Below are 23,584 nucleotides of genomic sequence, written 5' to 3' on the forward strand. Positions count from 1 at the left end.
TTCATTAAGTATTGATTTCGAAATTGTTTCTGTTTTTAATCCTGACAGGTTTAATTAATTAATATATTCTGATGTTCCTTTGGATATTTTTACTTTGTATGCTTTTAATTCGATTCCAAATTGGGAACGATATTGCGCTGAAATCTTTTCGATTAAGTCTTTTTCTGAACCTTTTTCGACTAAATTTATGGAACAACCACCAAATCCTCCGCCCATCATTCGTGCGCCTAAAACCGAAGTTTCATTAGCTACAGCATCAACTAAAAAATCCAATTCCTCACAACTCACTTCATATTCTTTAGATAAACCGTGATGTGTTTCGGTCATTAACTTTCCTAATTGGACAAAATCATCATTAGATAAGGCTTTAACAGCATCTTGAACTCGTTTTATTTCTTTAACTACAAAACGACATCGCTTGTATAGGATTTCGCCTAATTCTTCTTTTAGACCTAAAACCATGATTTCTGTACAATCACGAAACGTTTTTACTTCAGGGAAATGCGTTTTTATAATTGCCAATCCTTGTTCCACTTCGTTTCTTCTGTCGTTGTATCCCGAAGTTAAGTGCGTGTGTTTTACACAACTATCCAATAAAAGTAAGGAATATTTTTTGAAATCGGCTTTATGATATTCGTAATCTAATGTATTGCAATCGAGTTTAATCACTTTGTTTTTCTTTCCAAAAACCGATGCAAATTGGTCCATGATACCGCAATTGACACCAACAAAAGTATGTTCCGATTTTTGTCCGATGAGTGCAATTTGTTCTTTAGACAATCCTAAATCAAATAGCTTATTCATGATGTATCCGATACCACATTCCAATGCTGCCGATGACGAAAGTCCTGCGCCCATTGGGATTGTACTGCTAAAAACGATGTTGATACCTTGGTTTACTCCTTTGTTTTTTAATTGATGTAAAACGCCAAGTATATAATTTACCCACATTTTATCGACCGGTTGCAAGTTGTCGTTTAAATCAAATTTATAAACTTCGTTTAGGTCTTTGGCAATAATGGCACATTCGGTTGTGGTGTTTTTAGACACAGCAAAACAGATGTATTTGTTTATGGCAGCTGGTAATACGAAACCATCATTATAATCAACGTGTTCGCCAATAATGTTAATTCTTCCTGGTGAAAGGAAAATGTGTTCTGGTGCTTTTTGAAAGGATTTTTCAAAAAAATCGGTGGTATGTTGGATTAATTTTTTCTTCATGTTTTATGTTCCTGCAAGGTTTCCAATACCTTGTAAGTTTTTAAGATTTTATGGTTTTCAATTTATACCTACAAGGTTTTGAAAACCTTGCAGGTAGTCGGGTGTCTTATTTCTTTTGATTTATTTCTACTGCAGCCGAACGCAATCCATTGGATTTTACTTCTAATTTCAAATCGCCAACTGTTTTTCCTGCTTGGATAATTACTTGACATTTTCCATTGAAAGCACTTCTTTGCCAAGCGCCATCAGTACATTTATCAGCTTCGTGCGAACTTGGATCACCATTACCAACGCCAATAATTTTGGCATCGCCAGTTAATTTGAAATAAATCATATTATTTGCATTTGGCACTTCACGACCTTTGTCATCCACTATTGAAATATTGACAACGGTTCCATCTTTACCATCGGCTAAAACTGTGGATTTATCAGCTACAGCATTTACTTTTACAGGATGAGTTGTTGTTTCTACTTTGGCAGTAAGTCGTTTTCCGTTTTTAAAAGCGATTGCTTCCAACGTTCCAGGTTCGTAGTTTACTTGCCATTTTAAATGACTGTTTCTTGGCATGGTTTTCTTCCCTAAAGATTTTCCGTTAAGGAATAATTCTACCTCATCGGCATTGGTGTTTACCCAAACCTCAACAGGTTGACCTATTTTTTCTGACCAATTCCAATGAGGTGAAATGTGCAAAATATCTTCGTTTGTCCACCAACTTTTATAGTAGTAATAAATGTTTTTTGGGAAACCACAAACATCTAAAATTCCAAAATGCGAACTGATGTTTGGCCATTTGTAAGGTGTTGGTTCGCCGCGATAATCAAATCCTGTCCAAACAAAACCTCCAAGCCAGTAATCATTTTCAGCAGCTAATTTCCACCACGTTTCGGCTTTGCTTGCCCACCAAGGATGCGTGATGTCTTGGTCGGGAACATAGGCGCGAATTTCATCTTTTTCATAAATTCCTCTGGTTGTTACTGTACTTCCCATTTCGGTTCCGAGTAAAGGTTGGTTGGGATGATCGCGATGATAATCGGCAACGGCAAATTCGCGATAATTAAATCCACGAATTGGAATGACTTCGTTTACGCCTTTGAATTCGTTAGCCATATCGGCAGCATAGGTTGAAGTTCTCGTTGGATCTAATGCTGACTGAATGGCTAAAAGTGTTTGTGCAATTCGTTTTCCATACTCGTTTCCTTGGATGTTTTGCTCTTCATTTCCGATAGACCATAAAAAAACGGAAGCGTGATTTCTATCGCGTTTAATTAATCGTTTGAATTGGTCAATGTATTCTGGACTGCTGTTGAGTAAACGTTGTTCGTCAACTACTAACATTCCCAAGCTATCGCAAGCTTCCAGAAGTTCTGGTGTTGGTGCGTTGTGACTTGCTCGATAGGAATTGGAACCCATTTCTTTCAATAATTTTACACGATAATATTGCATAAAATCAGGAATGGCACTTCCAATTCCGGCGTGGTCTTGATGGTTGTTTGTTCCTTGAATTTTAAGGTGTTTACCGTTTAAGAAAAATCCTTTTTTAGCATCAAATGTTACCGTTTTTATTCCGAAGCGAGTTTTGGTTTGGTGTACGATTTGATTGTTTTGCTTTACCACTGAAATAACTTTGTACAAATAGGGATTTTCTAATGACCAAAGCATAACGTTACTAAGGTTCACGTTTTGTTTAATTGTCGTTTTTTCGTTTACCGAAAGTGCTACTTTTTGTTCTGAAGTTTTGCCGAGTTGTTTACCGTTTCTATCAGTAATTATGGAATAAACAACTGCGTTGGAAGGTCGTAAATTTTTATTTTCAACTTCGGTTTCTATAGTTACAGTGGCGTTTTTACCTTTTATTTTTGAATGTACAAAAACGCCATCACTAGGGATGAAAACTTTATCGGTTACATTCAACCAAACGTGGCGATAAATTCCGGCGCCTTCATAAAACCAACCTTCATATTGCGTGGCATCTACCCGAATTACAATGACATTATCGCCTTCAAAATTTACATAATCAGAAACATCATAGGAATTGCCAACGTAACCACTAAAATTAGTTCCGACATAAAATCCGTTAAACCAAATTTCGGCATTTCTGTAAATTCCATCAAATTGAAGCTCGAAACGCTTTCCATCGTCTTTTTTATCTACAGAAAAATGTTTGCGATACCAACCAATACTCGTTTCTGGATAAGCTCCGCCAACAGGTTTGTAACCGTGACTGTCCATTTCAACTTGGTCTGATTTTACAAAAGGAAGTTCGACAACCCAATCGTGTGGCACGTTGATTTTCTTCCAAGTAGTATCGACAAATTTTGGATTTACTATGGTCGTTGCAAACACATTTGATTTATGAAGCAAGGCTGTTTTTCCATAATCGAAATCTTTGGAAACATCGGCAGCATTTCCGAAATGAAATCTCCAATCTTCGTCTAAACTGATTTTCTTTTGTGCATTTGCTTGAAATCCAACGAATAAAAAAGAAATTAGAAAAGCGATTTTTGTTGGATGAAATATTGAGATTTTAGTCATAGTTTTTATTTTTTGCCACAGATTTTCACAGATTAAACGGATTTTTATTCTTTAAAAGCATCTAAAGCAGGAGAAGGTTTTCCGTCAGCTTGCCAAGCACTTAATGCGTAATGGCTCCAACTTCTTGCACCTTGTGGTTCCCAATACATTACGCCTAAACCACGATTATTTGGCACTTTTTTAACGGCTTCAATAGTAGCTTTTAATAGTTCGTAGGTGTTTTGAACTTTATCGTCTTCGCCTCCAACTTCTACAATCATCACGTCTTTATTGTAGCGTTTTACCATATCGTTTAAGTTGAATTCTAAATCGGCAATGGTTTCTGAATAATCTTTTTTAATCCAATACGGATAATACGACAATCCGATGATGTCATAACGTACTTTTTGAGCAGTAGCATTATCAAAGAATGTTCTGAATTTTGCGTTGTTGTTTCCTTCATCAACATGAACAATCACTTTGATGTTTTGGTCCACAGCTTTGACTGCATCATAACCTTTATTTAGTAATTGTCCGAGTTGTTTCCAGTTGTCAGTACTTCCATCTGGCCAAAGCATTCCACCAGGAATTTCGTTACCTACTTGAACCCATTCTGGTGTTACGCCTGCTTTTTTTAGAGACGAAATCACATCAAAAGTATGGTTGTAAACATCGTCCAAAAGTTCTGGAAACGAATGTTTTTCCCAAGCTTTTGGTTTGAATTGCTTGGCAGGATCAGCCCAGGAGTCGGAATAATGGAAATTAATCATTACTCGCATTCCCATTTTTTTCGCACGCAATGCCATGATGATGGTTTCTTCTTTACTACAATGTCCGCTAGCTTTGTCGTCATTTGGATTTACCCAAACACGAAGACGAATGGAGTTCATTCCTCTGTCTTTTAGCAATTGTAAACAGTCGGTTTCTTTACCATCTTGGTCATAAAATTTATAACCTGTGGCTTCCATTTGAGGCAACCAACCTACGTCAGCACCTTTTGAAAAAACAGTTTGAGCTTTTGCCAAACTGAAATGGAATATTGAAAGTACTATTGCCCATTTTAATGACAAAACGTATTGATTTGTTCTCATATTTATTCTTTGCTAAATGCTTCCATCGCTGGAAGTGCGTTAAAATTAAAATCCCAAAGCGCTTGGTTTTCCCACGAAGAACCGTTCGTAGACTCGTTTCCACGAAAGGCTACCCATTCTGAACCCCAATAGCAAAAACCAATACCGTTTGTAGTATCTTTTACAAGATTTTTTATAGCCAAAAGATAGCTTTTTTGACCTGCTGGAGTTGCAGGATAAGTAGTAATTAGTTGGCTTTCTAATCCCATAATGTTGTTGGTCCAATCGTTCCAACCCAGTGTAAAAGGATAAGCAGTTTCAGCTAAAATGACTTTTTTATTGTGCGTTGCGCTTAACGAATTGATGGTGTTTTTTACGACATTCAAATCTTTTCCGTGCCAAATTGGATAGTATGACAAGCCGATGTAATCATAATCCACAGAAGCTACTTTATTGAAAAACCAATCAGAACCAGAAGTTCCTGCAAAATGAAGCATTATCTTGGTGGTTGATGATTTGCTTCTAACCGCTGCAACAGCACTTTGAACAAGCTGTACATATTGACTTTCGTTGGTAGTAATTTTGCCTTCTGGCCAAAGCATACCATCGTTAGTTTCGTTCCCAATTTGAATAATGTCTGGATTGATTTCGGTCATGATTTGCGTGGTATAGTTAGCCACTTCCGTTTTTAAATTGGTGAAATTCAAACTAGCCCATTCTGCTGGTTTTTCTTGATTAGCTGGATCAGCCCAAGTATCCGAGTAGTGAACTGTAAGCCAAACTTTCATTCCTGCTTGTTTGATGCGTTGTGCAAACGTTTTCACTTCGTTAAATCCAGAATGTGCATTGATTGGATTTTTCCAAAGACGAACTCTAATGGTATTGCAACCTGCATTTTTTAGCGTTGTTAATGCGTTTTCAGAAATGTTGTTGTTTTTATAAACAGTTCCTTCGCTTTCTATCAAAGGCAAATAAGACATGTCTGCCGCTCGAATGAAGTTGTCTTCAACAATTGGTTCTGTTTCGTCTTTGCTGTCGGAAGAGCAAGAGCAAAAAGTAATTGCAAAAAGTAGTACGATTAAATTTTTCATAGCGTTTCAAATTTAAATAATGTTTGGTGATAATATTTTTCGTCTTTTCTCAAAATTGCATTTGGAAAATGACTGTGGTTTGGCGCATCTGGGAAATTTTGCGTTTCAAAACATATGCCACTTTTGGTGTTGTAATCGATATTGTTTTTCCCTTTGATTTGGTTGAAACAATTTCCACCTATATAAATGTGAACCGAAGGTTGATTGGAAAAAACGGTCATTTTTATATTGGACGTTTCGCTTAACAAACTTCCAACTTCATTTTCTTTGGACACAAAAGTAGTGTCTATAATTTCAGGACAGTTTTTGAACTCTTTGAAATCAAATTCATGATTGTCTAAAGGTGTAAAATTTCCTGTTGGTATGAGTTCGTCGTTGGTCTCAAGAATTAAATTAGAATTTATTTTTAGTTTGTGATTGAGAATATCGCTTGCATTTCCGTTGAGATTAAAATAACTGTGTTGTGTTAAATTGATGATAGTGTCTTCCGTAGTTGTCGCTAAAAAAGTGACTTTTAGTTCATTATTTTCAGTTAAAAGATACGTAACTTGAACGGTCAATTCTCCTGGATAATTATCATCGGTTGATAAACTTACACATTCAAAACAAACTGAATTTTCGTCTTGATTTTTCATTCTCCAGATGACTTTGCTCAATCCTTTTTTTCCACCATGAAGATGATTTTCGCCGTGATTTTTTGCTAACTGGTAGTTGTTTTCAATGATAGAAAAACTTCCTTTGTTAATTCGTCCAGCATATCGTCCAACTACTGTTCCAAAATATGGCGCGCTTGGTAAATCGAAAGAATTTATATAATCTTCGAGTTTTTCAAAACCCAAAACCACATCTATTTTCTCACCTTTTGGCATCGGAATTTTTAAAGATGAAATCGTTGCGCCAAAATCAATTGCGGTCAATTCCATTCCTTTTGAATTGCGAATGGTGTGACTAAATACTTCTTTCACTTCGGTAATAAAACCATAGGATTTCGTATTTATTACCGGTTCAATTTGTGAAAAATGATTTTTTTGCATAGCTATTTTATCAATGTGTTAACAAAAATAGGATTTAATGTTATTTAACCATACTACTACCTACCAGTTTATTCGTATCTTGCCACCAGTTATATCGTTTTCGTAATTGGAATAGTAATTAAAAAGATGAAAATAATTTCGATAAATCAGCAGTCCAATCAGCCGAAGTACAAGCAAATAGTACTTTCGGTAGAAATTGCCATAGCCGAAAAAAGGTTGCAGCGCAACGACAAATTACCATCGGTGAATAAAGTAAGTTTAGAGTTCTCCATTTCGCGAGATACGGTTTTATTGGCGTATGAAGAATTAAAAAAACGCGGTATTATTTATGCCATTTTAGGAAAAGGATATTATGTAAAAAGTGTGGAATTTAGTTTTGAGCAACGCATATTTTTGCTTTTTGATGAGCTGAATGCTTTTAAAGAAGATATTTATAATTCGTTTTTGGAAGTGATGGACAACAAGGCACAAGTTGATATTTTCTTTCATCATTTTAATATCGAAATGTTCAAGAAATTGATTTATGAAAGCAACGGAAACTATTCAAAATATATCATTATGCCTACCAATTTGGTTGGTTCTGCTGCAATTATAAAAATGTTACCTAAACAAGATGTTTATATTTTGGATCAAACCAATGCAGAATTACACGATTTCCCATCTGTGCATCAGCATTTTATAAAAGACATGTATGATGGTTTAATGAAAGGAAAATCGTTATTGGAAAAATATAGTAAACTGGTGTTGATTTTCCCAGGAAATAAAGAACCTATTGGAATGGTTGATGGCTTCAATCAATTTTGTGTTGAACATCATTTTGAACATCAAATCATTACTTCGTTTGAAGAACAACTGATTGCAAAAGGTGATGTTTATATTATTCCAACGGATAGACATTTGGTGAATGTCATCGAACAATCCAAGAGGCAAAATTTAGAAATTGGAAAAGATTTTGGCATCATTTCCTATAATGATACACCTTTGAAAAAGGTGGTTGAAAACGGCATTACAACAATCTCAACCGATTTTAAAGCGATGGGAAAAACATTGGCGAAAATGCTACTTCACTCGAGTAAAGAACAAATCGAAAACCCTTCGGATTTGATTATTAGGAAGTCGTTGTAAATAAAAAAGCGCAACCATAAAGTTGCGCTTTTAGTTTATTCTAAAAATGTATTACCAAATTTTCACTCGTTTCTCTGGAGCCAAATACAATTTGTTAGTTGGTTTTACATCAAATGCTTCGTAAAATTCTGGAATGTTACGAACGGTTCCATTCACACGGAATTTTCCTGGCGAATGTGGATCGGAAGTGATTTGGTTTCGCAATGATTCGTCACGCATTTTTTCTTTCCAAACTTGTCCCCAACCTAAAAATACACGTTGAATTCCAGTATAACCATCTAAAACTTCGGCTTCTTTTCCGTTTAGTGATGCTTTATATGCTTTTATAGCAATACTTAATCCACCTAAATCACCAATATTTTCTCCTAAAGTAAATGCGCCATTTACATTAAGACCAGGCAATGCTTCGAAGCTATTGTATTGTTCAATCAAGGCGCTAGTTTTTGTTTTAAAAGCAGCTAAATCTTTTTCTGTCCACCAATTTCTCATAACACCATCGCCATCAAAAGTACTTCCTTGATCGTCAAAACCGTGACCAATTTCATGACCAATAACCGCTCCAATTCCACCATAATTTACAGCATCATCTGCATTCAAATCAAAAAATGGTGGTTGTAAAATAGCTGCTGGAAATACGATTTCGTTTACGGTTGGATTATAATACGCATTTACGGTTTGAGGAGTCATTCCCCATTCAGTTTTGTCAACAGGTTTTCCCAGTTTGGCTAAATTTCTATTGTATTCAAATTCGCCAGCGCGTCGAAGATTACCAACTAAATCTTTTCTATCAATTTTTACACTGCTGTAATCTTTCCATTTATCAGGATAACCAATTTTTACAATGAATTTATCAACTTTTTTCAACGCTTCTTTTTTGGTAGCTTCACTCATCCAATCTAATGTTTTGATGCTTTCACCATAGGCTTTGAGTAGATTTTTAACCATAACTGTCATGCGTTCTTTAGCTTCTGGTTTGAAATGTTTTTCTACATATAGTTTGCCAATCATTTCGCCTAAACCATTGCTAACCGTTGCTACAGCGCGTTTCCAATCTTCGCGTTGTTTTTCTGTTCCATTGAGGATTTTTCCATTGAATTCAAATTGTTGATTGTCCAATTCCGTTGTTAGATAAGCAGAAGAAGCATTTATAACACTCCATTTTAGGAATGTTTTCCAAGTGTCGATTGGTGTTTTTTGGATAATTCCATCAAGATTTTTTTGATAATTTACTTGAGCAATAATGGCTGATTTCTCTTTTCCAACACCCGCTTTTTCCATCATAGCTGCCCAATTGAAATTTGGCATCAATGTTTTAAAATCTTCCACTTTATACGGATTATAAAGTTTTGTCATGTCGCGGTTGTCTTCTTTGCGTTGGTGAATTGTTGCAATTTCGGTTTCCAAAGCGAAGATTTTTGCTGCACTTTCTGTTGGATTAGCAACTCCCGAAAGTTGTAGCATTTTCTCCAAATGTGTTTTATAAGCCGTTCTAATTTTGACCATTGCTGCATCATTAGAAAGATAATAATCTCTATCTGGTAATGAAATTCCACCTTGCCAAGTTACTAATGAGTATTTGTTTGGATCTTTGAAGTCATTGTACACCGAGAATTGAAAAGGAATGTTGTATCCGTTTCTGTTAGCATAACCAAAATAGCTCGCTAAACTATTATAATCGGTAATCGCATCGATGGCAACGAATTCTTTTTGAAGAGGTTTCAACCCAATGGCGTCACGTTCTTTTCTATCCATATAGGAAGCAAAGAAATCACCAATTTTTTGAGCATCAGAACCTTCAGGGTTATTTCCTTTGGCAGCTTCTTCGATGATGGCTTTTACATCTTTCTCCGATTTATCCAATAGCATGTCGAATGCGCCATAGGAAGATTTATCCGCAGGGATTTTGGTGTTTTTGTTCCAATTCCCGTTTACATAAGCATCGAAATCATCGCCTGGATTGACTAATGTATCCATATCTTTTTTAGATATGCCCGATGCTATTTCTTTTTGGCTACAACTGCTTATTAGTAAGCAAAGTACTGCCGTTGATAGAAGAGATTTTTTCATTGAAGTTTGTTTATTTGAATTAGCTAATTTAGTTCAAAATTATTTGTCTTCAATACTAAAATTATGTTACAGTTATTGTTAAAGTGTATAATTCAAATTAACACTCCATCGATAATTGGCTCTTACTCTATCGTCATTTAGATTTTGATTGATTGGCAACATCGTATTGGCACCAAATGACCATCTGTTTTTGCCGATTTCAAAACCAATTTTACTTAAAAGAATATCGCCTGCTGTTCCTCTTACTTTTTGATTGTATTGATAATTATTGTCATATATTTCGCCTGCAATTCCGAGTTGTGGTACAAAAGTAAATTTGGAAGTTTCTACTAAATAGAAGAAAGTTCCAGCGTAATTGGTTTGATTTCCAAAGCGATAGTTTTTATCATTTTCAGTTTTGATGACATAATTCAGCATGGCGTTCAACCCGAATTGTTTTCTTTTAATTACATATTCCGTTGCTAGAATATAATCCCAACTTCCGGTTCCAACTTGGTAACTAGGATTTATGCTACCGTTATTGGCTTCGTCAAATTTTCCAAATGGAATTTTTAAACCACCACCAAAATGTAAAGTATGACTAAAAACGGCACTGTCCTTTTTGGTCTTAAAAACTTCATACATTCCGAGTAAAGTTGCATCGCCAATTCCGCTGATGTTTTGTTTTCCATTAGCTGATTCTCGATTGTGGAAATGATATGGAAGCAAAGCCGAAATCTGTATTTTTTTAGTAATTGGAATTCTTCCCCAAACTTGAATGGTATTGAAATTTTCTTCATACCAAGGTGAATTGCTATACAAACCATCAGTGCTTTTATACGATTGATTAAAATAGCGAACGCCAATAAAATTTGGATTTAAAATAGAAGCAAAACCCATACTTCCGCCACTAGCCGAACAACCGCAAGCATCGCAAAGAATTTCTTTTGCATCTAAAATATGATTAAACGATGAAAACTTTGGTGGATTGGTTGCATTTCCATTTCCAGAAGCGGTTGCTAATTGGAATGCAATTAAAATAAGGAAACTATATTTTTTCATTTATTTTTTACTTAAAACGAGGATTATTTAAAAATTCCTCATCGGTTAACGTTTTTAGAAAAGCTATTAGATTATTCTTTTCTGTTTGGGATAAAGGAATTCCCAGCGTATTGTTTTGGTTTAATTGTGAAGCCAGTGAAGGTGAGTTTTTTACTCCAAAACGGTAATGGTCTATTACTTCTTCTAATGTTGAAAAACGACCATCGTGCATGTATGGTGCCGTTTTTTCTATATTTCGAAGTGTTGGTGTTTTGAATTTTCCCAAATCATTGATGTCATTCGTTACACGGAATCTACCTTGGAAAATCCCTTCAAAAGCAGTATTTGAAAAATCATCATCCAAACCATTATTATGATATTGGTTATCCGTTAATAAAGGTGTTTGATGACATGAAAAACAAAATTGCTCTGCTAAAGCTAAGCCATCTAATTCTGCATCATTTAAAATTCCATCAGCTTCATTGCGGACAAATTTGTCGTATTTTGAATTTCCAGAAACTAAAGTTCGTTGAAACTGCGCTAATGCTTTAACAATTCCCGTTTGAGATACAGGTTGTCCGAATGCTTTTTGAAATAGTGTTACATATTCTGGTTTTGCTTCAAGTTCTTGAATTAATTGGTTTAAATTTTGAAACATTTCATCAGGATGCGATAACGGTGCAAATGCTTGCGATTCTAAATTGGTTGAACCACCATCCCAAAAAAGACCGTTGGTTGCCCAAGCTAAATTGATTAATGCTGGAGCATTTCTGTGCAATTGATTGCCCGAAACACCAACATTAGAAAGCGCAACACCATCAGAAAAAGCAAGTTCTGGCAAATGACAACTGGCACAAGACACATTGTTATTTCCTGATAATGCTTTGTCATAAAATAATTTTTTACCTAATGCAATACCTGATTCCGACAAAGGATTAGTTTGACTATCAATAAACGAAGGAAAATTATCAGGAACTTCCACCAACGGTTTTGGTTCCTGATAATCATCATCACCAGAGCAACTTATGAATGCAAAAGTCAGTAAACTGAGAAATCCGCATTGTATTTTATTGAACTGGTTATTTTTCATTATTCAACGCTTTTTACACTGAATACTTTATCTCTAAAGTTGTTAGCTACAGCCGTCATAACTGTTGGTGTTGAAGCAGAAACAGTTGGTGTTGCTGCTAAATCAATTCCGTCAACAATTTTAGCCACATCTACATTCAACCCTAAAGTATTTACTTGATTTGCTTTTACTTCAAATGGAGTTGCTAATGTAATTTCAACCGTTCTGTAATTTGCATTTAAACCTGTTTCTACAGTTATAGCTTGGTTAGAAGCCGTATTTTTTCCTTTCAATGAAGAGAAAATATAGCTAGTGTGCCACATCCAAGAAATGTTTGTCATTCCGTTTAATTGAGAAAGTTCTCCAGCTTGTAAACTTAAATTATCGTTATAAACTGCGTCAACTCCAACTGTAAAACGGATTTTTGTATAATTTCCAACAGGAAGATTATTTAAACCAAACGTTTCTCTCTTTTTGGCAGGATAAGTAAAATCACCTTCTTGAACAGCAACTGCTTTGGTTTCTTCCATAAGAAAATAGCTGTCTTCAAATGCTACTGTTTCGTTGTTAGCATTTACAAATTCAACATTTCCAATCCAATATCTTAATCCATCAAATTGGTATGAAGTTCCGTTGATTGTATAAGGTGTGTCTAAAGCGAAATCGGCACTACCAACTCTTGCATCAAAAGTTACATTAGCATTAGCTTTTGCCGTTGAAGTATTGTTATCATCATCGCTTGAACAAGCGAAAAATAAAGTTGAAGATAAAAGAGTTAAAGCGATATTTTTAAATGTTTTCATTTTTGTTATTTTGTTAATTATTAATTTTCTGAAAATTTAGGATTAGTTAAAAAATCCTCGTCTGTTAATGTTTTTAAAAAAGCAATTATTTTTGTTTTTTCGGCAGCTGTTAGTGGAATACCTGTAGAACCATTTTGTTTTAATAATGGATCGAGCGTTGGCATATCAACAACTTGCGATGCATAGTGATCTAAAACGGCTTCAAGGGTAAACAATCTACCATCGTGCATATAAGGTTTTGTTTTTTCTATGTTACGCATACTTGGCACTTTGAATTTGTACTTATCCGTTTCCGATTGTGTTACGTTAAAGCGACCTTTATCATCAATTTGTGGATTAGGTTGTAATCCATTGTTTCTAAAAGTATTATCGGTAAACAAATCGGTAGCATGACAAGAAGCACATTTTTGATTAAAAAGTTGATAACCTTCTAATTCAACTGCTGTTAGATTTCCTCCGGTTTCATTTCTTCTGTATTTATCAAATTTAGAATTGGATGAAACCATAGTTACCATAAATTGTCCCAATGCTTTGAGCATGTGTTCGGTATCAATAGGTTTGTTAGGAAATGCTCTGGCAAACATCGATTTGTATTGCGCATCACTATTCAGCATAGCCACAATGGTATTTAAATTTCCATCCATTTCAATTGGACTACTAATAGGAATTAGTGACAATGCGTTTAAATCATCAGTTGCTCCATCCCACATGAAATTGTTTTGAAAAGCCATGTTTTGAACAGGTGGTGCATTTCTGGTACCAATACCTTCGCCTACGCCATGACTAAATGTATGACCATGATGTGTAAACGCATCATCTTGTATGTGGCAAAAACCACATGAAATTATACCATCACTGGATAATCTACCATCATAGAAGAGTTTTTTACCTAGTTCAACTCCAGCTTTTGACAATGGATAACCGTTTAGGTCATACATTACCTCTGGAAAATTGGATGGTTTTTCAAATACAATTGGCACATCGGTATATTCATCGTCATCGCTATTACAAGCAATAGAGAGAAAACCTATGGCAACCAGTAAGAAAAAGTTCTTGCTGTTCATTTTCATAACTGTTTTAATCGTTATGTACATGATCAACCGTAAACATATTGCTTAGGTTTTGTGTCATTAGCGACATTTTTACACCACCATGAATTGATGCACCTTCTGAAAGATTGATTTTATTAGTTCCATCCAAAATATGTGACAAGTCTGCCATAATATGGATTTGAGGATTGTTGTTTCCTCTAACTAAAGCGTTTTCTCCTTCATGAAAATTCAACGCAATTTCAGTGTAGTTGTAATTCTCTGCTGAACGACCAGTATGCGCTTGAAATTGAGCAGCAGTTGCGTTGCTTGGCGTAGTAAAAGTTCCTTCAAGATTTACGTATTTGTAACCTGCTGTCCAACCCCATTCCATTTCAGTAGCTTGCGCTTCAGCCCAAAAATTAGCTTGTGCTTCAACACCTTGTTGCCAACGCGCTTGGTCAACACCAATGCCAAACTTAATGGATTTATAATCTGCAACAGGAATATTGTTTAAAACTAATTCTGTGCTTTCTGAATTGGATTCATCTACAATAAAGTAACTATCATTTTTTGGGTAAACAAAAGTAGTTCCATCTGTTTTTGTTAAAACGATATTGCTAACAATATATTTTGCTGTGGTAACTTTTACTTTTTCACCATTAGAATTTGTATATTCTGTATTAAAAGCAAAATTGGCAGCTTTGTAAACATTATCAAATTCTACCACGAGTTTTCCTGTTGTTTCTGAGTTACTGTCATCGCTAGAACAAGATGTAAAAGCTATAGCAAAACTCATTACAACAAAAATTCTTTTTAATTGTAATTTCATTTTTTGAATTATTTATAAGTGATACTATGCTTGAAAAATAATTTTCAAACAATCGTTTTGGAAAATAAGAATTCCTGCAATTCATTAAAAATAAATTGCTTATAAAAATTTATGAAACTACAGCTGGTGGATGAAAAATAGAAAAACTAGTCTTATAGCTATAAAGATTAGAATAGTTGTCAATAACCGTATTTAGGTTCTGAACTCTAGTTTGATTGGAAACCAATGATTTGATTTCGGTGTAAAAAAGGACTTCGATGTTTTTGTGATTTTCCTTTTTATCGGATGAATTTGATTTGTCGTTTGCTGATTCTTCTTCGGCGGCTTTTGCCATTTCTTTCATCAACTGACATTTACCATTACACTGAAGTTCTGGTTTTTCTTTGTTTTCACAAAGTTCTTTAACGATGTAATCATAATTAATAATATAATCAATAACCGGAATGATTGGTTTTGATATGAATAGTAAAGCAATTATGATTACAAATTTTTTCACGGTGCAAAAATACAAAAACAATAATAACTTTACCTTTCAAATTTCCTTTTTTCTTTAAACTATTTGCAATAAATACTATATTTACTCTTCAATTTTCAATATGAAAAATCAAAACATCAAAATACTTCATTTAGATAGTAATCATCCGTTACTTTGGGAACAATTGGAACAAGCTGGATTTCAAAACGAGGCGGATTTTACTTCATCTAAAGCAGAAATTGAAGACAAAATTCAAAATTATCATGGAATTGTAATTCGAAGTCGATTTAAAATCGATAAAGCGTTTATTGATAAAGCTGCTAATTTGAAATTTATTGCCCGAGTTGGTGCTGGATTGGAAAGTATCGATTGTGAGTATGCCGAAACCAAACAAATTCAACTTATTGCTGCGCCAGAAGGCAATCGAAATGCGGTTGGCGAACATGCTTTGGGAATGTTATTGTCGTTGATGAATAAATTAAATCGTGCTGATAAATTGGTTCGAGAAGGCAAATGGATTCGAGAAGGAAATCGAGGTTATGAATTGGATGGAAAAACCGTTGGCATTATTGGTTATGGAAATATGGGAAAATCACTTGCCAAAAAACTTAAAGGATTTGATGTGACTGTTTTGTGTTATGACCTTCAAAATGATGTTGCCGATGAAAATGCAAGACAAGTTTCATTAACAGAATTAAAGCAAAAAAGTGATGTGTTGAGTTTGCATATTCCTTGGACACCAGAAACTGACAAGTTACTAAACGCTGATTTTATCAATCAATTTGCAAAACCGTTTTGGTTCATCAATACTTCACGAGGTAAAAATGTAGTGACTGATGATTTAGTAGAAGCCTTACAATCGGGTAAAATTCTTGGCGCAGGATTAGACGTTTTGGAATATGAAAAATTGTCTTTCGAAAATTTATTTATTGACAACGAAAAACCGAGAGCTTTTGAATATTTACTTCAAGCGGAAAATGTTTTATTAACGCCACATATTGCTGGTTGGACATTTGAAAGTCATGAAAAATTAGCGCAAACCATCGTTGATAAAATTATTATGCTATTTGAATAAAATTGTTACTTTTATAAAAACTTAATTAATAAAACCATGGAACAAACACGACCAACCGAAGATTGGAACAAACCTCAACAACAACCACAGCAAGAAAATAAAAAAATTGTTGCTGGAATTTTTGCCTTATTATTAGGTTCTTTAGGTATTCATAAATTTTATTTGGGATATACTCAAGAAGGCGTTATACAAATTGTTATTAGTGTAATAACTTGTGGAATAGGTGGAATTATTCCATTTATTGAAGGAATCTTATATTTAGTTAAAAGCGATGAAGAATTTTATCAAACCTATCAAGTAGGCAAAAAAGGTTGGTTTTAATTCTAAAAAAAGACTTCAATGTATTGGTACAAAAAAGTAGTTTTTGAAAATTATGCTAATTTTAATGGTAGAGCAAGACGAACGGAATATTGGTATTTTACTTTGTTTAATATTATTTTCACTTCAATTTTAAAAATACTAGATAGTTTACTATTTGATGATATTGAAATAATAGGTAGTATTTATGGTTTAGCTATATTTATTCCAGGATTAGCAGTGTCGGTTAGACGATTTCACGATATTGGGAAAAGTGGTTGGCAGTTACTTATTGCTTATGTATTAGTAATCGCAATTGCTGGATTAATGATAATAGGTAGTTTTGCTGGTATTGACGATGGAATTTCAGAATGGATAATAATACCTGCTGGACTAATTCTAGTGATAGCCGTTTGGCTTTTAGTAATGTTTTGCACCGAAGGTGATAATTTTACCAATAAATATGGTCCAAACCCAAAAGCTGATGATGACGAAATCAATCAAATCGGTATGAAAGAATAAAAAAAAGCTCCAAAATTTTGGAGCTTTTTTGTTTTATCTAACTAATGCGGGTTCAACCCATTTGAATATTTTTGTTTCCTCTGGCAAAACCAATCGTTCCGAAATTTTCGCCATTCGTTCTGGCAATTTCATTAAATAGTCTCTTGCTTTTTCGGCTTCGGCAGTAAGATTTGTCATTTTGCCTATTTCCCATTTCTCATTTAATTTTTGAAGAATATCCACGTAATCAAAAGCGGTGTAAACTCCCATTTTTTGTGCTGAATTTGAAAACTCTTCAAATGCGGTACTTATTCTTTCTCCTGACTCTCTCAAAAAGTGAGCTGGCATTGTGATTTTTTGCTTCATCATATATTGAAACGCCAACATCATTTCGCTAGGATCAACTTTAAAAATTTGATTTACAAATTCCGAATACGCATGATGATGACGCATTTCGTCGCCAGCAATCATTTTGCACATTTTTGACAATTTATTATCACCAAATTTTTTAGCAATTTGAGAAACTCTATTGTGCGAAATGTATGTTGCTAATTCTTGAAAACTGGTGTAGACAAAGTTTTTATATGGATCTTTTCCAGTTCCAATATCAAAACCATCGTTGATTAAATGTTGTGTTGTTACCTCAACTTCACGCATGTTCACTCGACCAGATAAATACAAATATTTATTCAATAAATCGCCATGACGATTTTCTTCGCCAGTCCATTGACGAACCCATTTTGACCAACCATTTCTTCCTTCATTGTCAACACCTTCCACTTCCATTAGCCAAGATTCGTAGGTTGGCAAAGCTTCTTCTGTAATGGTATCTCCAACCATCACAACCCAAAAATCATACGGTAAATCTTTGGCTATTTCTCTTAATTCTTTTACTTCATCAAAAAAAGTTTCTTTTTCTGAATTGGGTAAAAAATCTGTTGGTTGCCATATTTTTTCTACTGGAATCAAAAATTGTTCGACAAAACTGTCTACTTTTTTTTCCAATAATTGCATTACTTCTAATCGAATATTATGTGCTGACATAATCTAATTTTTTATTGATTGCACTACTGCCGTTTCTGTTTTCTCCATTATTTCTTCAAATGTATTTTCCTCAACCGAAATTGGTTCGTGAATTATAAATTTGATTTTTGTTCCCAAACCCATCGGAAACGCACCAAATTTAACCATTTTCCACGAATTATTTATAGTAATTGGCACAACATAAGCATTTGGAGCATATTTACATAAGATTTTTAAACCGCTTTGCGCAAATTCTTTTGGTTTTCCATCCTTGCTTCTTGTTCCTTCCGGAAAAATAACAGCCGAACGATTGTTCATTTGAATGTACTCCGACAAACCTTTAATCAGAGGAATGGCTTGCTTTGGATCTTTTCTATCGATCAGAATTGAACCACCATGACGTAAATTATAAGAAACACTCGGAATGCCTTTTCCTAGTTCTTTTTTACTAACAAACTTTGCGTGAAATCGTCTTAAAAACCAAATTATTCCGATAATGTCGTATAAACTTTGATGGTTGGCTACAAAAATTATTGGAACTCCTTTTGGAATGCTTTCTCTATTTTCAAATGAATAAGTAGTTCCGAGAATATTGGTACATTTGGTTAAACAAAAGTTTAAATAATCCACACTTTTTTTATGTGCTTGATAACCAAAAACATTGAAACAAACCCATTGAATGGGATGAAAAATCACCAATGTTAATCCAAAACACAAATAATAAATGACTGATATCGGATAGGATATAATTTTCTCCATTACTAAAAAAATAGAGTGTAAAAGTAAAGAATAAATTTTTCTTAAAGATTGTTTATAATTCTTAAATTTCAAATGCTAAGTCATCAAAAAAACTATTATTTTTATGCCAATTAATTTTATAAAAAAATGAGTTCAGAAAAAGAAGCCAAATTAAAAGCATTACAACTAACATTAGATAAACTAGACAAAGCTTACGGTAAAGGAACTGTTATGAAAATGGGCGATAAAGCCGTTGAAGAAGTAGAAGTTATTTCCTCAGGTTCGCTTGGTCTAGATTTAGCATTAGGTGTAAATGGTTACCCAAAAGGAAGAGTTATTGAAATATATGGTCCGGAATCATCAGGGAAAACAACATTAACATTACATGCTATAGCCGAAGCTCAAAAAGCTGGTGGAATTGCTGCTTTTATTGATGCCGAACATGCATTTGATAGAAATTATGCCGAAAAATTAGGGGTAGATATTGAAAACCTTATCATTTCACAACCTGATAATGGTGAACAAGCATTAGAAATTGCTGAAAATCTTATCCGTTCTGGAGCTATAGATATTGTTGTAATTGACTCGGTTGCTGCCCTAACGCCAAAAAGTGAAATCGAAGGCGAAATGGGCGATTCTAAAATGGGATTACACGCTCGTTTAATGTCACAAGCGCTAAGAAAACTTACTGGAACGATCAGCAAAACACATTGTACTGTTTTCTTTATCAATCAGTTGAGAGAGAAAATTGGCGTTATGTTTGGGAATCCAGAAACAACAACAGGTGGAAATGCATTGAAATTTTATGCTTCCGTTCGTTTGGATATTCGTCGTGCTACACAAATAAAAGAAGGCGACAATGTCATAGGAAATAGAACTAAAGTTAAAGTAGTAAAAAATAAAGTTGCACCACCATTTAAAACTGCTGAATTTGATATTATGTATGGTGAAGGTGTTTCAAAAACAGGAGAAATTTTAGACTTAGCTGTAGAATTTGAAATTATTAAAAAAGCAGGTTCATGGTTTAGTTATGGTGAAACAAAACTAGGTCAAGGTCGAGATGCGGTTAAATCACTAATAAAAGATAATCCAGAATTGGCAGACGAATTAGAACTTAAAATTAAAGAGCTAATCAAAGAGAATAACGCTTAAAAAAAATAAAATCCTGCTAACAGCGGGATTTTTTTATCTAAAACACGCAACCTTTAAATAAAAAAGGCATCTAACAAAAAATGAAAAAATAATGAAACAGGTTATATTTATAGTATTAAGCAGTTTGCTTCTTTTCTCTTGTTCTTTAGATGGAGAAGAGCAACAGTTAAATTTAGAAATTGTTCCTATTAGTCAAGTTGAAATGCCCACTGCATTTAAAGTAGATAGTATTACTGAAATTCCTATAACGTACATAAGACCAACATCTTGTCACAACTTTGCTAATTTCTATTATAATAGCTTAGGAAATGAAAGAACAGTTGCTGTATATTGTACAAAAATAAATTCAACAGAATGTGTTCCTGGTCAAGGAAATGATTATATTTTAACTGTACCGTTGAGTTTTAAACCGAAATCAGTAGGAACATATCATTTTAGATTTTGGACAGGTGTTGACGCTAATGGTGCTGACCAGTACATAGAATATGAAGCTGTAGTAAATAATTAATTATTTTCGCTTGAGTATAGAACAACTCATAGATGATTGCAAAAAGAATAACATAAAAGCACAAGAACAATTATATAGACAGTATGCTCCTAAATTGTTTTCTGTCTGCTTGAAATATTCTCGTAACTATACTGAAGCGCAAGATAATTTACAAGAAGGGTTTTTATTAATTTTTGAAAAAATACATTTATATTCTTTCAAAGGTTCATTTGACGGTTGGATTAGAAGAGTAATGGTTAATTATATTCTTCAACAATATAGAAAAGAAACTTTTTTGAGTTTAGTAAAAGATGATGTTCCTGAGGATATTGATGTTGAAGTTGAAAATGAAGACGAAATATCCGTTGAATATCTAACAAAAATTATTCAAGAATTGCCCGATAGATACAGACTGGTTTTCAATCTTTATGTAGTTGATGGCTATTCTCACCAAGAAATTGCAGATATGCTTTCGATAAATATAGGAACATCAAAATCAAATTTGTCAAGAGCAAAAATGATTTTAAAAGAAAAAATAGAACAAAATACAGGTAATAAAAATATACCTTCAATACAATGAGTGAAAGAAAAAAAATAGATCAACTCTTTCAGGAAAAATTTCAAGATTTTGAAGTTACTCCGCCAGAAATTGTTTGGTCAACTATTGAAGAAAGGCTAAAAGAAAAGAAAAAACGAAGAGTTATTCCTTTTTGGTGGTGGACTTCTGGAGTTGCAGCACTTTTCGTTATTGGCCTTTTTATATGGAATTCCAATGATGACGTAGTTATCAATCCTAACAACAATGTTGTGATTGATAGTAAAAACGATACGTCTAATGAAAAAGACAATACCATTTCGGTAGAAAAAAAGAATTCTGAAATCAATAGTTCACTAGAAAAATCGAAAGAGACACAAGTTACAGAAGATGCCATTGTTGCAACTGATTCTGATTTAAAAACAAAAGAAAATTTAAACTCAGAAAAAGACAAAGAGCAAAATCCAACTGGAAAATCTTCTAGAAAAACGAAAAGATCAATCAATTCATTTGAAAAAAATGTTTCAGATGAAGCGACAGTAGCTAATCATAATAAGCATAAACAAAAAATAAAAAATACTGGTACTGAAGCATTTGTTAATCAAAATTCAGAAAGAAATTCAAATAATAGTCTCGCCGAAAACAAAATAACTGAAGACGAAAAAATTATAAAAAACAATTTCAATTCGCCAGAAAAACAAAACGAATTGAAAACAGAAAACAATATCAGCATTGATAAAATTGCTATGAAAAATCAAGAAGATATTGCTATAAAAGGTGAAAATAATGCTGCCAAAGATTCTACAGCAATTGCTACTGTAGAAACAAACAAATTGGAAGAATTGCTTAATGAAAAAGAAAAACAGATTGCCAAAGAACAAAAATTAAATAGGTGGCAAGTTACACCTAATCTTGCTCCTATTTATTTTGGTTCGTTCTCTGATGGTTCGCCTCTTGATGAAAATCTTGATGAAAACACTAAAGCATACAATACCAATTTAAGTTATGGTGTTGCTGTGAATTATGCTGTGAATAAAAAAATAAAAGTTAGAACAGGTATCAATGCTTTTACCGTTGATTATAACACTAACGATATTGTTTTTTTTCAAAACAGTAATGCAAGGATGATGAAAAATGTTGAGCCAACTTTACAAGGTTCTTTAATTGAAATTATACCAATTAAAAATTTAAATACAACATCATTTAATAAATTACAAACAGAACAAAATGATGGCGTTTTAAATCAAAGAATGGGTTTCATCGAACTGCCTTTGGAACTTTCATATAAAGTAGTTGACAGTAAATTTGGAATAGAAATTCTTGGCGGAATGAGTACAATGTTTCTAAGCAATAATGAAGTTTTTCTTGAAGCTGATGGCATGAGAATGAAACTTGGAGAAGCTACCAACTTAAACACTGTTCATTTTAGTACTAATCTTGGTTTGGGTTTGAATTATAAGTTTTATAAACAATTTCAAGCTAGAATTGAACCGACATTTAAATATCAAATCAATACATTCTCAAGAGATTCTGAGAATTTCAAGCCATACATTATTGGAATTTATTCTGGTATTAGTTACAGTTTTTAGTTTGTTAAAAGTTTAAAAAAATTAGTTAAGTGGTGTTATTGGCTTTCGAGCAATAACTAAAAAGAGTTCCTAATCAAGGAACTCTTTTTTATTTCAAATCGTTTTGTAATTCGGTTAAAATTATTTTTCTAACCTCTTCCTTTACAATTTTTTTATACTCTGGGTTTTGGTTTTTTGTTTCAAAAAAACGATGCACTTTTGCTCTCATTAATCCTGGATTTCCACTTAAAAAAGTATAGGAAAAATGACGTTTGTTATCATAAAAAGTCAAAGGTACAATTGGCAATTGATGCTCAATCGCTAATCGAAATGCACCATCTTTAAAGTCGTCTAAAAGAACACTTTCATCTGGAACGCCACCTTCGGGGAAAATACAAATACTCAATCCTTGATTAATTCTAGTTTGTGCTCTATTAAATACTTCCATTCTGCTTTTAGAACTACTTCTGTCAACCAAAATACATGTTCGTTTGTAGAAAAATCCAAACAAAGGAATTTTCGAAAGTTCTTTTTTCCCAACAAATACAAAAGGATTTTTCACAATTGAAAGCATCAACATAATATCGGTCATCGAAGTATGATTGGCAACAAACATATAGCTTTTCCCTTCTTCGATTTCTTGTTCAAAAGTAACTCTAGTTGGGAAACCCATTCCGAAAAGAATACATTTTGCCCAAATTCTGGCCATCACAAAAAAATAAGGATACCATTTTTCCGAAAGTATCGAAATGAACAAAAACGGAAACATCACTATTATTGGAATCGCCATTAGGATATAAAACCAAACTCGATATAATGTCCAAAAAATAATTTTTACTGCTCTCATGTGGTCAAATGTAA

General features: G+C 33.6%; 23 protein-coding genes. 8 read left to right on the top strand and 15 right to left on the bottom strand.

Annotated elements, in window-relative coordinates; all coding sequences use genetic code 11:
- Window positions 1-54: 54 nt before the first annotated feature.
- The 5 genes from galK to BC748_RS04450 form a co-directional block, all read right to left on the bottom strand.
- On the bottom strand, window positions 55-1,221 hold the full coding sequence (galK, locus tag BC748_RS04430; protein ID WP_133532266.1) for a galactokinase: 1,167 nt from the start codon (window positions 1,219-1,221) through the stop codon (window positions 55-57).
- Window positions 1,222-1,327: 106 nt separating this feature from the next.
- On the bottom strand, window positions 1,328-3,754 hold the full coding sequence (gene galA / locus BC748_RS04435) for a beta-galactosidase GalA (RefSeq protein ID WP_133532267.1): 2,427 nt from the start codon (window positions 3,752-3,754) through the stop codon (window positions 1,328-1,330).
- Window positions 3,755-3,798: 44 nt separating this feature from the next.
- Window positions 3,799-4,824, bottom strand: a complete 1,026-nt coding sequence (locus BC748_RS04440) for a glycoside hydrolase family 53 protein (protein ID WP_133532268.1) — start codon at window positions 4,822-4,824, stop codon at window positions 3,799-3,801.
- A 2-nt stretch (window positions 4,825-4,826) separates the two neighbouring features.
- Window positions 4,827-5,894, bottom strand: coding sequence for a glycoside hydrolase family 53 protein (locus BC748_RS04445; RefSeq protein ID WP_133532269.1), 1,068 nt, complete (start codon window positions 5,892-5,894; stop codon window positions 4,827-4,829).
- A complete protein-coding gene (locus BC748_RS04450) occupies window positions 5,891-6,928 on the bottom strand; it encodes an aldose epimerase family protein (protein ID WP_133532270.1) in 1,038 nt (345 codons plus the stop codon). The genes BC748_RS04445 and BC748_RS04450 overlap by 4 nt, the downstream gene beginning before the upstream one ends.
- 126 nt (window positions 6,929-7,054) lie before the next feature.
- Here BC748_RS04450 and BC748_RS04455 point away from each other — a divergent pair, with 126 nt between their 5' ends.
- Window positions 7,055-8,053 carry a substrate-binding domain-containing protein gene (locus tag BC748_RS04455; RefSeq protein ID WP_133532271.1) on the top strand — a complete coding sequence of 333 codons (999 nt, stop codon included), beginning with the start codon at window positions 7,055-7,057 and terminating at the stop codon, window positions 8,051-8,053.
- Window positions 8,054-8,104: 51 nt separating this feature from the next.
- On the opposite strand, the gene BC748_RS04460 is transcribed toward BC748_RS04455, so the two are convergent.
- From BC748_RS04460 to BC748_RS04490, 7 genes are all read right to left on the bottom strand, one after another.
- Window positions 8,105-10,120: a M13 family metallopeptidase gene (locus BC748_RS04460; RefSeq protein WP_133532272.1), complete on the bottom strand. Its 2,016-nt coding sequence runs from the start codon at window positions 10,118-10,120 to the stop codon at window positions 8,105-8,107.
- A 78-nt stretch (window positions 10,121-10,198) separates the two neighbouring features.
- Complete coding sequence (locus tag BC748_RS04465) at window positions 10,199-11,161, bottom strand: transporter (RefSeq protein WP_133532273.1); 963 nt, start codon at window positions 11,159-11,161, stop codon at window positions 10,199-10,201.
- A gap of 7 nt (window positions 11,162-11,168) precedes the next feature.
- Window positions 11,169-12,230, bottom strand: coding sequence for a cytochrome-c peroxidase (locus tag BC748_RS04470; RefSeq protein WP_133532274.1), 1,062 nt, complete (start codon window positions 12,228-12,230; stop codon window positions 11,169-11,171).
- Window positions 12,230-13,012, bottom strand: a complete 783-nt coding sequence (locus tag BC748_RS04475; RefSeq protein WP_133532275.1) for an MbnP family protein — start codon at window positions 13,010-13,012, stop codon at window positions 12,230-12,232. The genes BC748_RS04470 and BC748_RS04475 overlap by 1 nt, the downstream gene beginning before the upstream one ends.
- Before the next feature lie 20 nt (window positions 13,013-13,032).
- Complete coding sequence (locus BC748_RS04480; protein ID WP_133532676.1) at window positions 13,033-14,076, bottom strand: cytochrome-c peroxidase; 1,044 nt, start codon at window positions 14,074-14,076, stop codon at window positions 13,033-13,035.
- 13 nt (window positions 14,077-14,089) lie between these two features.
- A complete protein-coding gene (locus BC748_RS04485) occupies window positions 14,090-14,872 on the bottom strand; it encodes an MbnP family protein (RefSeq protein ID WP_133532276.1) in 783 nt (260 codons plus the stop codon).
- 109 nt (window positions 14,873-14,981) lie between these two features.
- Window positions 14,982-15,368 (bottom strand): hypothetical protein, encoded by a 387-nt coding sequence (locus tag BC748_RS04490; RefSeq protein ID WP_246014002.1) that lies wholly within the window; start codon window positions 15,366-15,368, stop codon window positions 14,982-14,984.
- A 100-nt stretch (window positions 15,369-15,468) separates the two neighbouring features.
- Here BC748_RS04490 and BC748_RS04495 point away from each other — a divergent pair, with 100 nt between their 5' ends.
- The 3 genes from BC748_RS04495 to BC748_RS04505 are packed head-to-tail and all read left to right on the top strand — an operon-like array spanning window position 15,469 to window position 17,241.
- A complete protein-coding gene (locus BC748_RS04495) occupies window positions 15,469-16,422 on the top strand; it encodes a 2-hydroxyacid dehydrogenase (protein ID WP_133532277.1) in 954 nt (317 codons plus the stop codon).
- A gap of 36 nt (window positions 16,423-16,458) precedes the next feature.
- Window positions 16,459-16,743 carry a TM2 domain-containing protein gene (locus BC748_RS04500; RefSeq protein ID WP_133532278.1) on the top strand — a complete coding sequence of 95 codons (285 nt, stop codon included), beginning with the start codon at window positions 16,459-16,461 and terminating at the stop codon, window positions 16,741-16,743.
- 18 nt (window positions 16,744-16,761) lie between these two features.
- Complete coding sequence (locus BC748_RS04505; protein ID WP_133532279.1) at window positions 16,762-17,241, top strand: DUF805 domain-containing protein; 480 nt, start codon at window positions 16,762-16,764, stop codon at window positions 17,239-17,241.
- Between the two features lie 33 nt (window positions 17,242-17,274).
- Here BC748_RS04505 and BC748_RS04510 read toward each other — a convergent pair whose 3' ends face one another.
- Together BC748_RS04510 and BC748_RS04515 are read right to left on the bottom strand one after the other, a co-directional pair.
- On the bottom strand, window positions 17,275-18,264 hold the full coding sequence (locus tag BC748_RS04510) for an acyl-ACP desaturase (RefSeq protein WP_133532280.1): 990 nt from the start codon (window positions 18,262-18,264) through the stop codon (window positions 17,275-17,277).
- Window positions 18,265-18,267: 3 nt separating this feature from the next.
- A complete protein-coding gene (locus BC748_RS04515) occupies window positions 18,268-19,002 on the bottom strand; it encodes a lysophospholipid acyltransferase family protein (protein WP_133532281.1) in 735 nt (244 codons plus the stop codon).
- A 126-nt stretch (window positions 19,003-19,128) separates the two neighbouring features.
- Between BC748_RS04515 and recA the strand changes: the two genes are divergently transcribed.
- From recA to BC748_RS04535, 4 genes are all read left to right on the top strand, one after another.
- Window positions 19,129-20,133, top strand: coding sequence for a recombinase RecA (gene recA, locus BC748_RS04520; RefSeq protein WP_133532282.1), 1,005 nt, complete (start codon window positions 19,129-19,131; stop codon window positions 20,131-20,133).
- Between the two features lie 91 nt (window positions 20,134-20,224).
- A complete protein-coding gene (locus BC748_RS04525) occupies window positions 20,225-20,641 on the top strand; it encodes a hypothetical protein (protein WP_133532283.1) in 417 nt (138 codons plus the stop codon).
- A gap of 10 nt (window positions 20,642-20,651) precedes the next feature.
- Window positions 20,652-21,200, top strand: coding sequence for an RNA polymerase sigma factor (locus BC748_RS04530; protein ID WP_133532284.1), 549 nt, complete (start codon window positions 20,652-20,654; stop codon window positions 21,198-21,200).
- Entirely contained in the window at window positions 21,197-22,744 is a 1,548-nt protein-coding gene (locus tag BC748_RS04535; RefSeq protein WP_133532285.1) for an outer membrane beta-barrel protein, read from the top strand. Before BC748_RS04530 ends, BC748_RS04535 begins: the two co-directional genes overlap by 4 nt.
- Window positions 22,745-22,832: 88 nt before the next feature.
- Here the strand turns inward: BC748_RS04535 and BC748_RS04540 are convergent, their stop codons facing one another.
- Window positions 22,833-23,570 carry a lysophospholipid acyltransferase family protein gene (locus BC748_RS04540; RefSeq protein WP_133532286.1) on the bottom strand — a complete coding sequence of 246 codons (738 nt, stop codon included), beginning with the start codon at window positions 23,568-23,570 and terminating at the stop codon, window positions 22,833-22,835.
- Window positions 23,571-23,584: the final 14 nt, after the last annotated feature.

Source organism: Flavobacterium dankookense, assembly GCF_004362665.1.
GTDB lineage: Bacteria > Bacteroidota > Bacteroidia > Flavobacteriales > Flavobacteriaceae > Flavobacterium > Flavobacterium dankookense.

Excerpts from the sequence above, each read along its gene's own strand:
- BC748_RS04465 (WP_133532273.1), bottom strand. The coding sequence starts at position 11,161 with ATGAAAAAATATAGTTTCCTTATTTTAATTGCATTCCAATTAGCAACC.
- BC748_RS04445 (WP_133532269.1), bottom strand. The coding sequence starts at position 5,894 with ATGAAAAATTTAATCGTACTACTTTTTGCAATTACTTTTTGCTCTTGC.
- BC748_RS04475 (WP_133532275.1), bottom strand. The coding sequence starts at position 13,012 with ATGAAAACATTTAAAAATATCGCTTTAACTCTTTTATCTTCAACTTTA.
- galK (WP_133532266.1), bottom strand. The coding sequence starts at position 1,221 with ATGAAGAAAAAATTAATCCAACATACCACCGATTTTTTTGAAAAATCC.
- BC748_RS04480 (WP_133532676.1), bottom strand. The coding sequence starts at position 14,076 with ATGAACAGCAAGAACTTTTTCTTACTGGTTGCCATAGGTTTTCTCTCT.
- BC748_RS04440 (WP_133532268.1), bottom strand. The coding sequence starts at position 4,824 with ATGAGAACAAATCAATACGTTTTGTCATTAAAATGGGCAATAGTACTT.
- BC748_RS04525 (WP_133532283.1), top strand. The coding sequence starts at position 20,225 with ATGAAACAGGTTATATTTATAGTATTAAGCAGTTTGCTTCTTTTCTCT.
- galA (WP_133532267.1), bottom strand. The coding sequence starts at position 3,754 with ATGACTAAAATCTCAATATTTCATCCAACAAAAATCGCTTTTCTAATT.
- BC748_RS04450 (WP_133532270.1), bottom strand. The coding sequence starts at position 6,928 with ATGCAAAAAAATCATTTTTCACAAATTGAACCGGTAATAAATACGAAA.
- BC748_RS04460 (WP_133532272.1), bottom strand. The coding sequence starts at position 10,120 with ATGAAAAAATCTCTTCTATCAACGGCAGTACTTTGCTTACTAATAAGC.
- BC748_RS04485 (WP_133532276.1), bottom strand. The coding sequence starts at position 14,872 with ATGAAATTACAATTAAAAAGAATTTTTGTTGTAATGAGTTTTGCTATA.
- recA (WP_133532282.1), top strand. The coding sequence starts at position 19,129 with ATGAGTTCAGAAAAAGAAGCCAAATTAAAAGCATTACAACTAACATTA.
- BC748_RS04540 (WP_133532286.1), bottom strand. The coding sequence starts at position 23,570 with ATGAGAGCAGTAAAAATTATTTTTTGGACATTATATCGAGTTTGGTTT.
- BC748_RS04455 (WP_133532271.1), top strand. The coding sequence starts at position 7,055 with ATGAAAATAATTTCGATAAATCAGCAGTCCAATCAGCCGAAGTACAAG.
- BC748_RS04535 (WP_133532285.1), top strand. The coding sequence starts at position 21,197 with ATGAGTGAAAGAAAAAAAATAGATCAACTCTTTCAGGAAAAATTTCAA.
- BC748_RS04515 (WP_133532281.1), bottom strand. The coding sequence starts at position 19,002 with ATGGAGAAAATTATATCCTATCCGATATCAGTCATTTATTATTTGTGT.
- BC748_RS04500 (WP_133532278.1), top strand. The coding sequence starts at position 16,459 with ATGGAACAAACACGACCAACCGAAGATTGGAACAAACCTCAACAACAA.
- BC748_RS04495 (WP_133532277.1), top strand. The coding sequence starts at position 15,469 with ATGAAAAATCAAAACATCAAAATACTTCATTTAGATAGTAATCATCCG.
- BC748_RS04510 (WP_133532280.1), bottom strand. The coding sequence starts at position 18,264 with ATGTCAGCACATAATATTCGATTAGAAGTAATGCAATTATTGGAAAAA.
- BC748_RS04470 (WP_133532274.1), bottom strand. The coding sequence starts at position 12,230 with ATGAAAAATAACCAGTTCAATAAAATACAATGCGGATTTCTCAGTTTA.
- BC748_RS04505 (WP_133532279.1), top strand. The coding sequence starts at position 16,762 with ATGTATTGGTACAAAAAAGTAGTTTTTGAAAATTATGCTAATTTTAAT.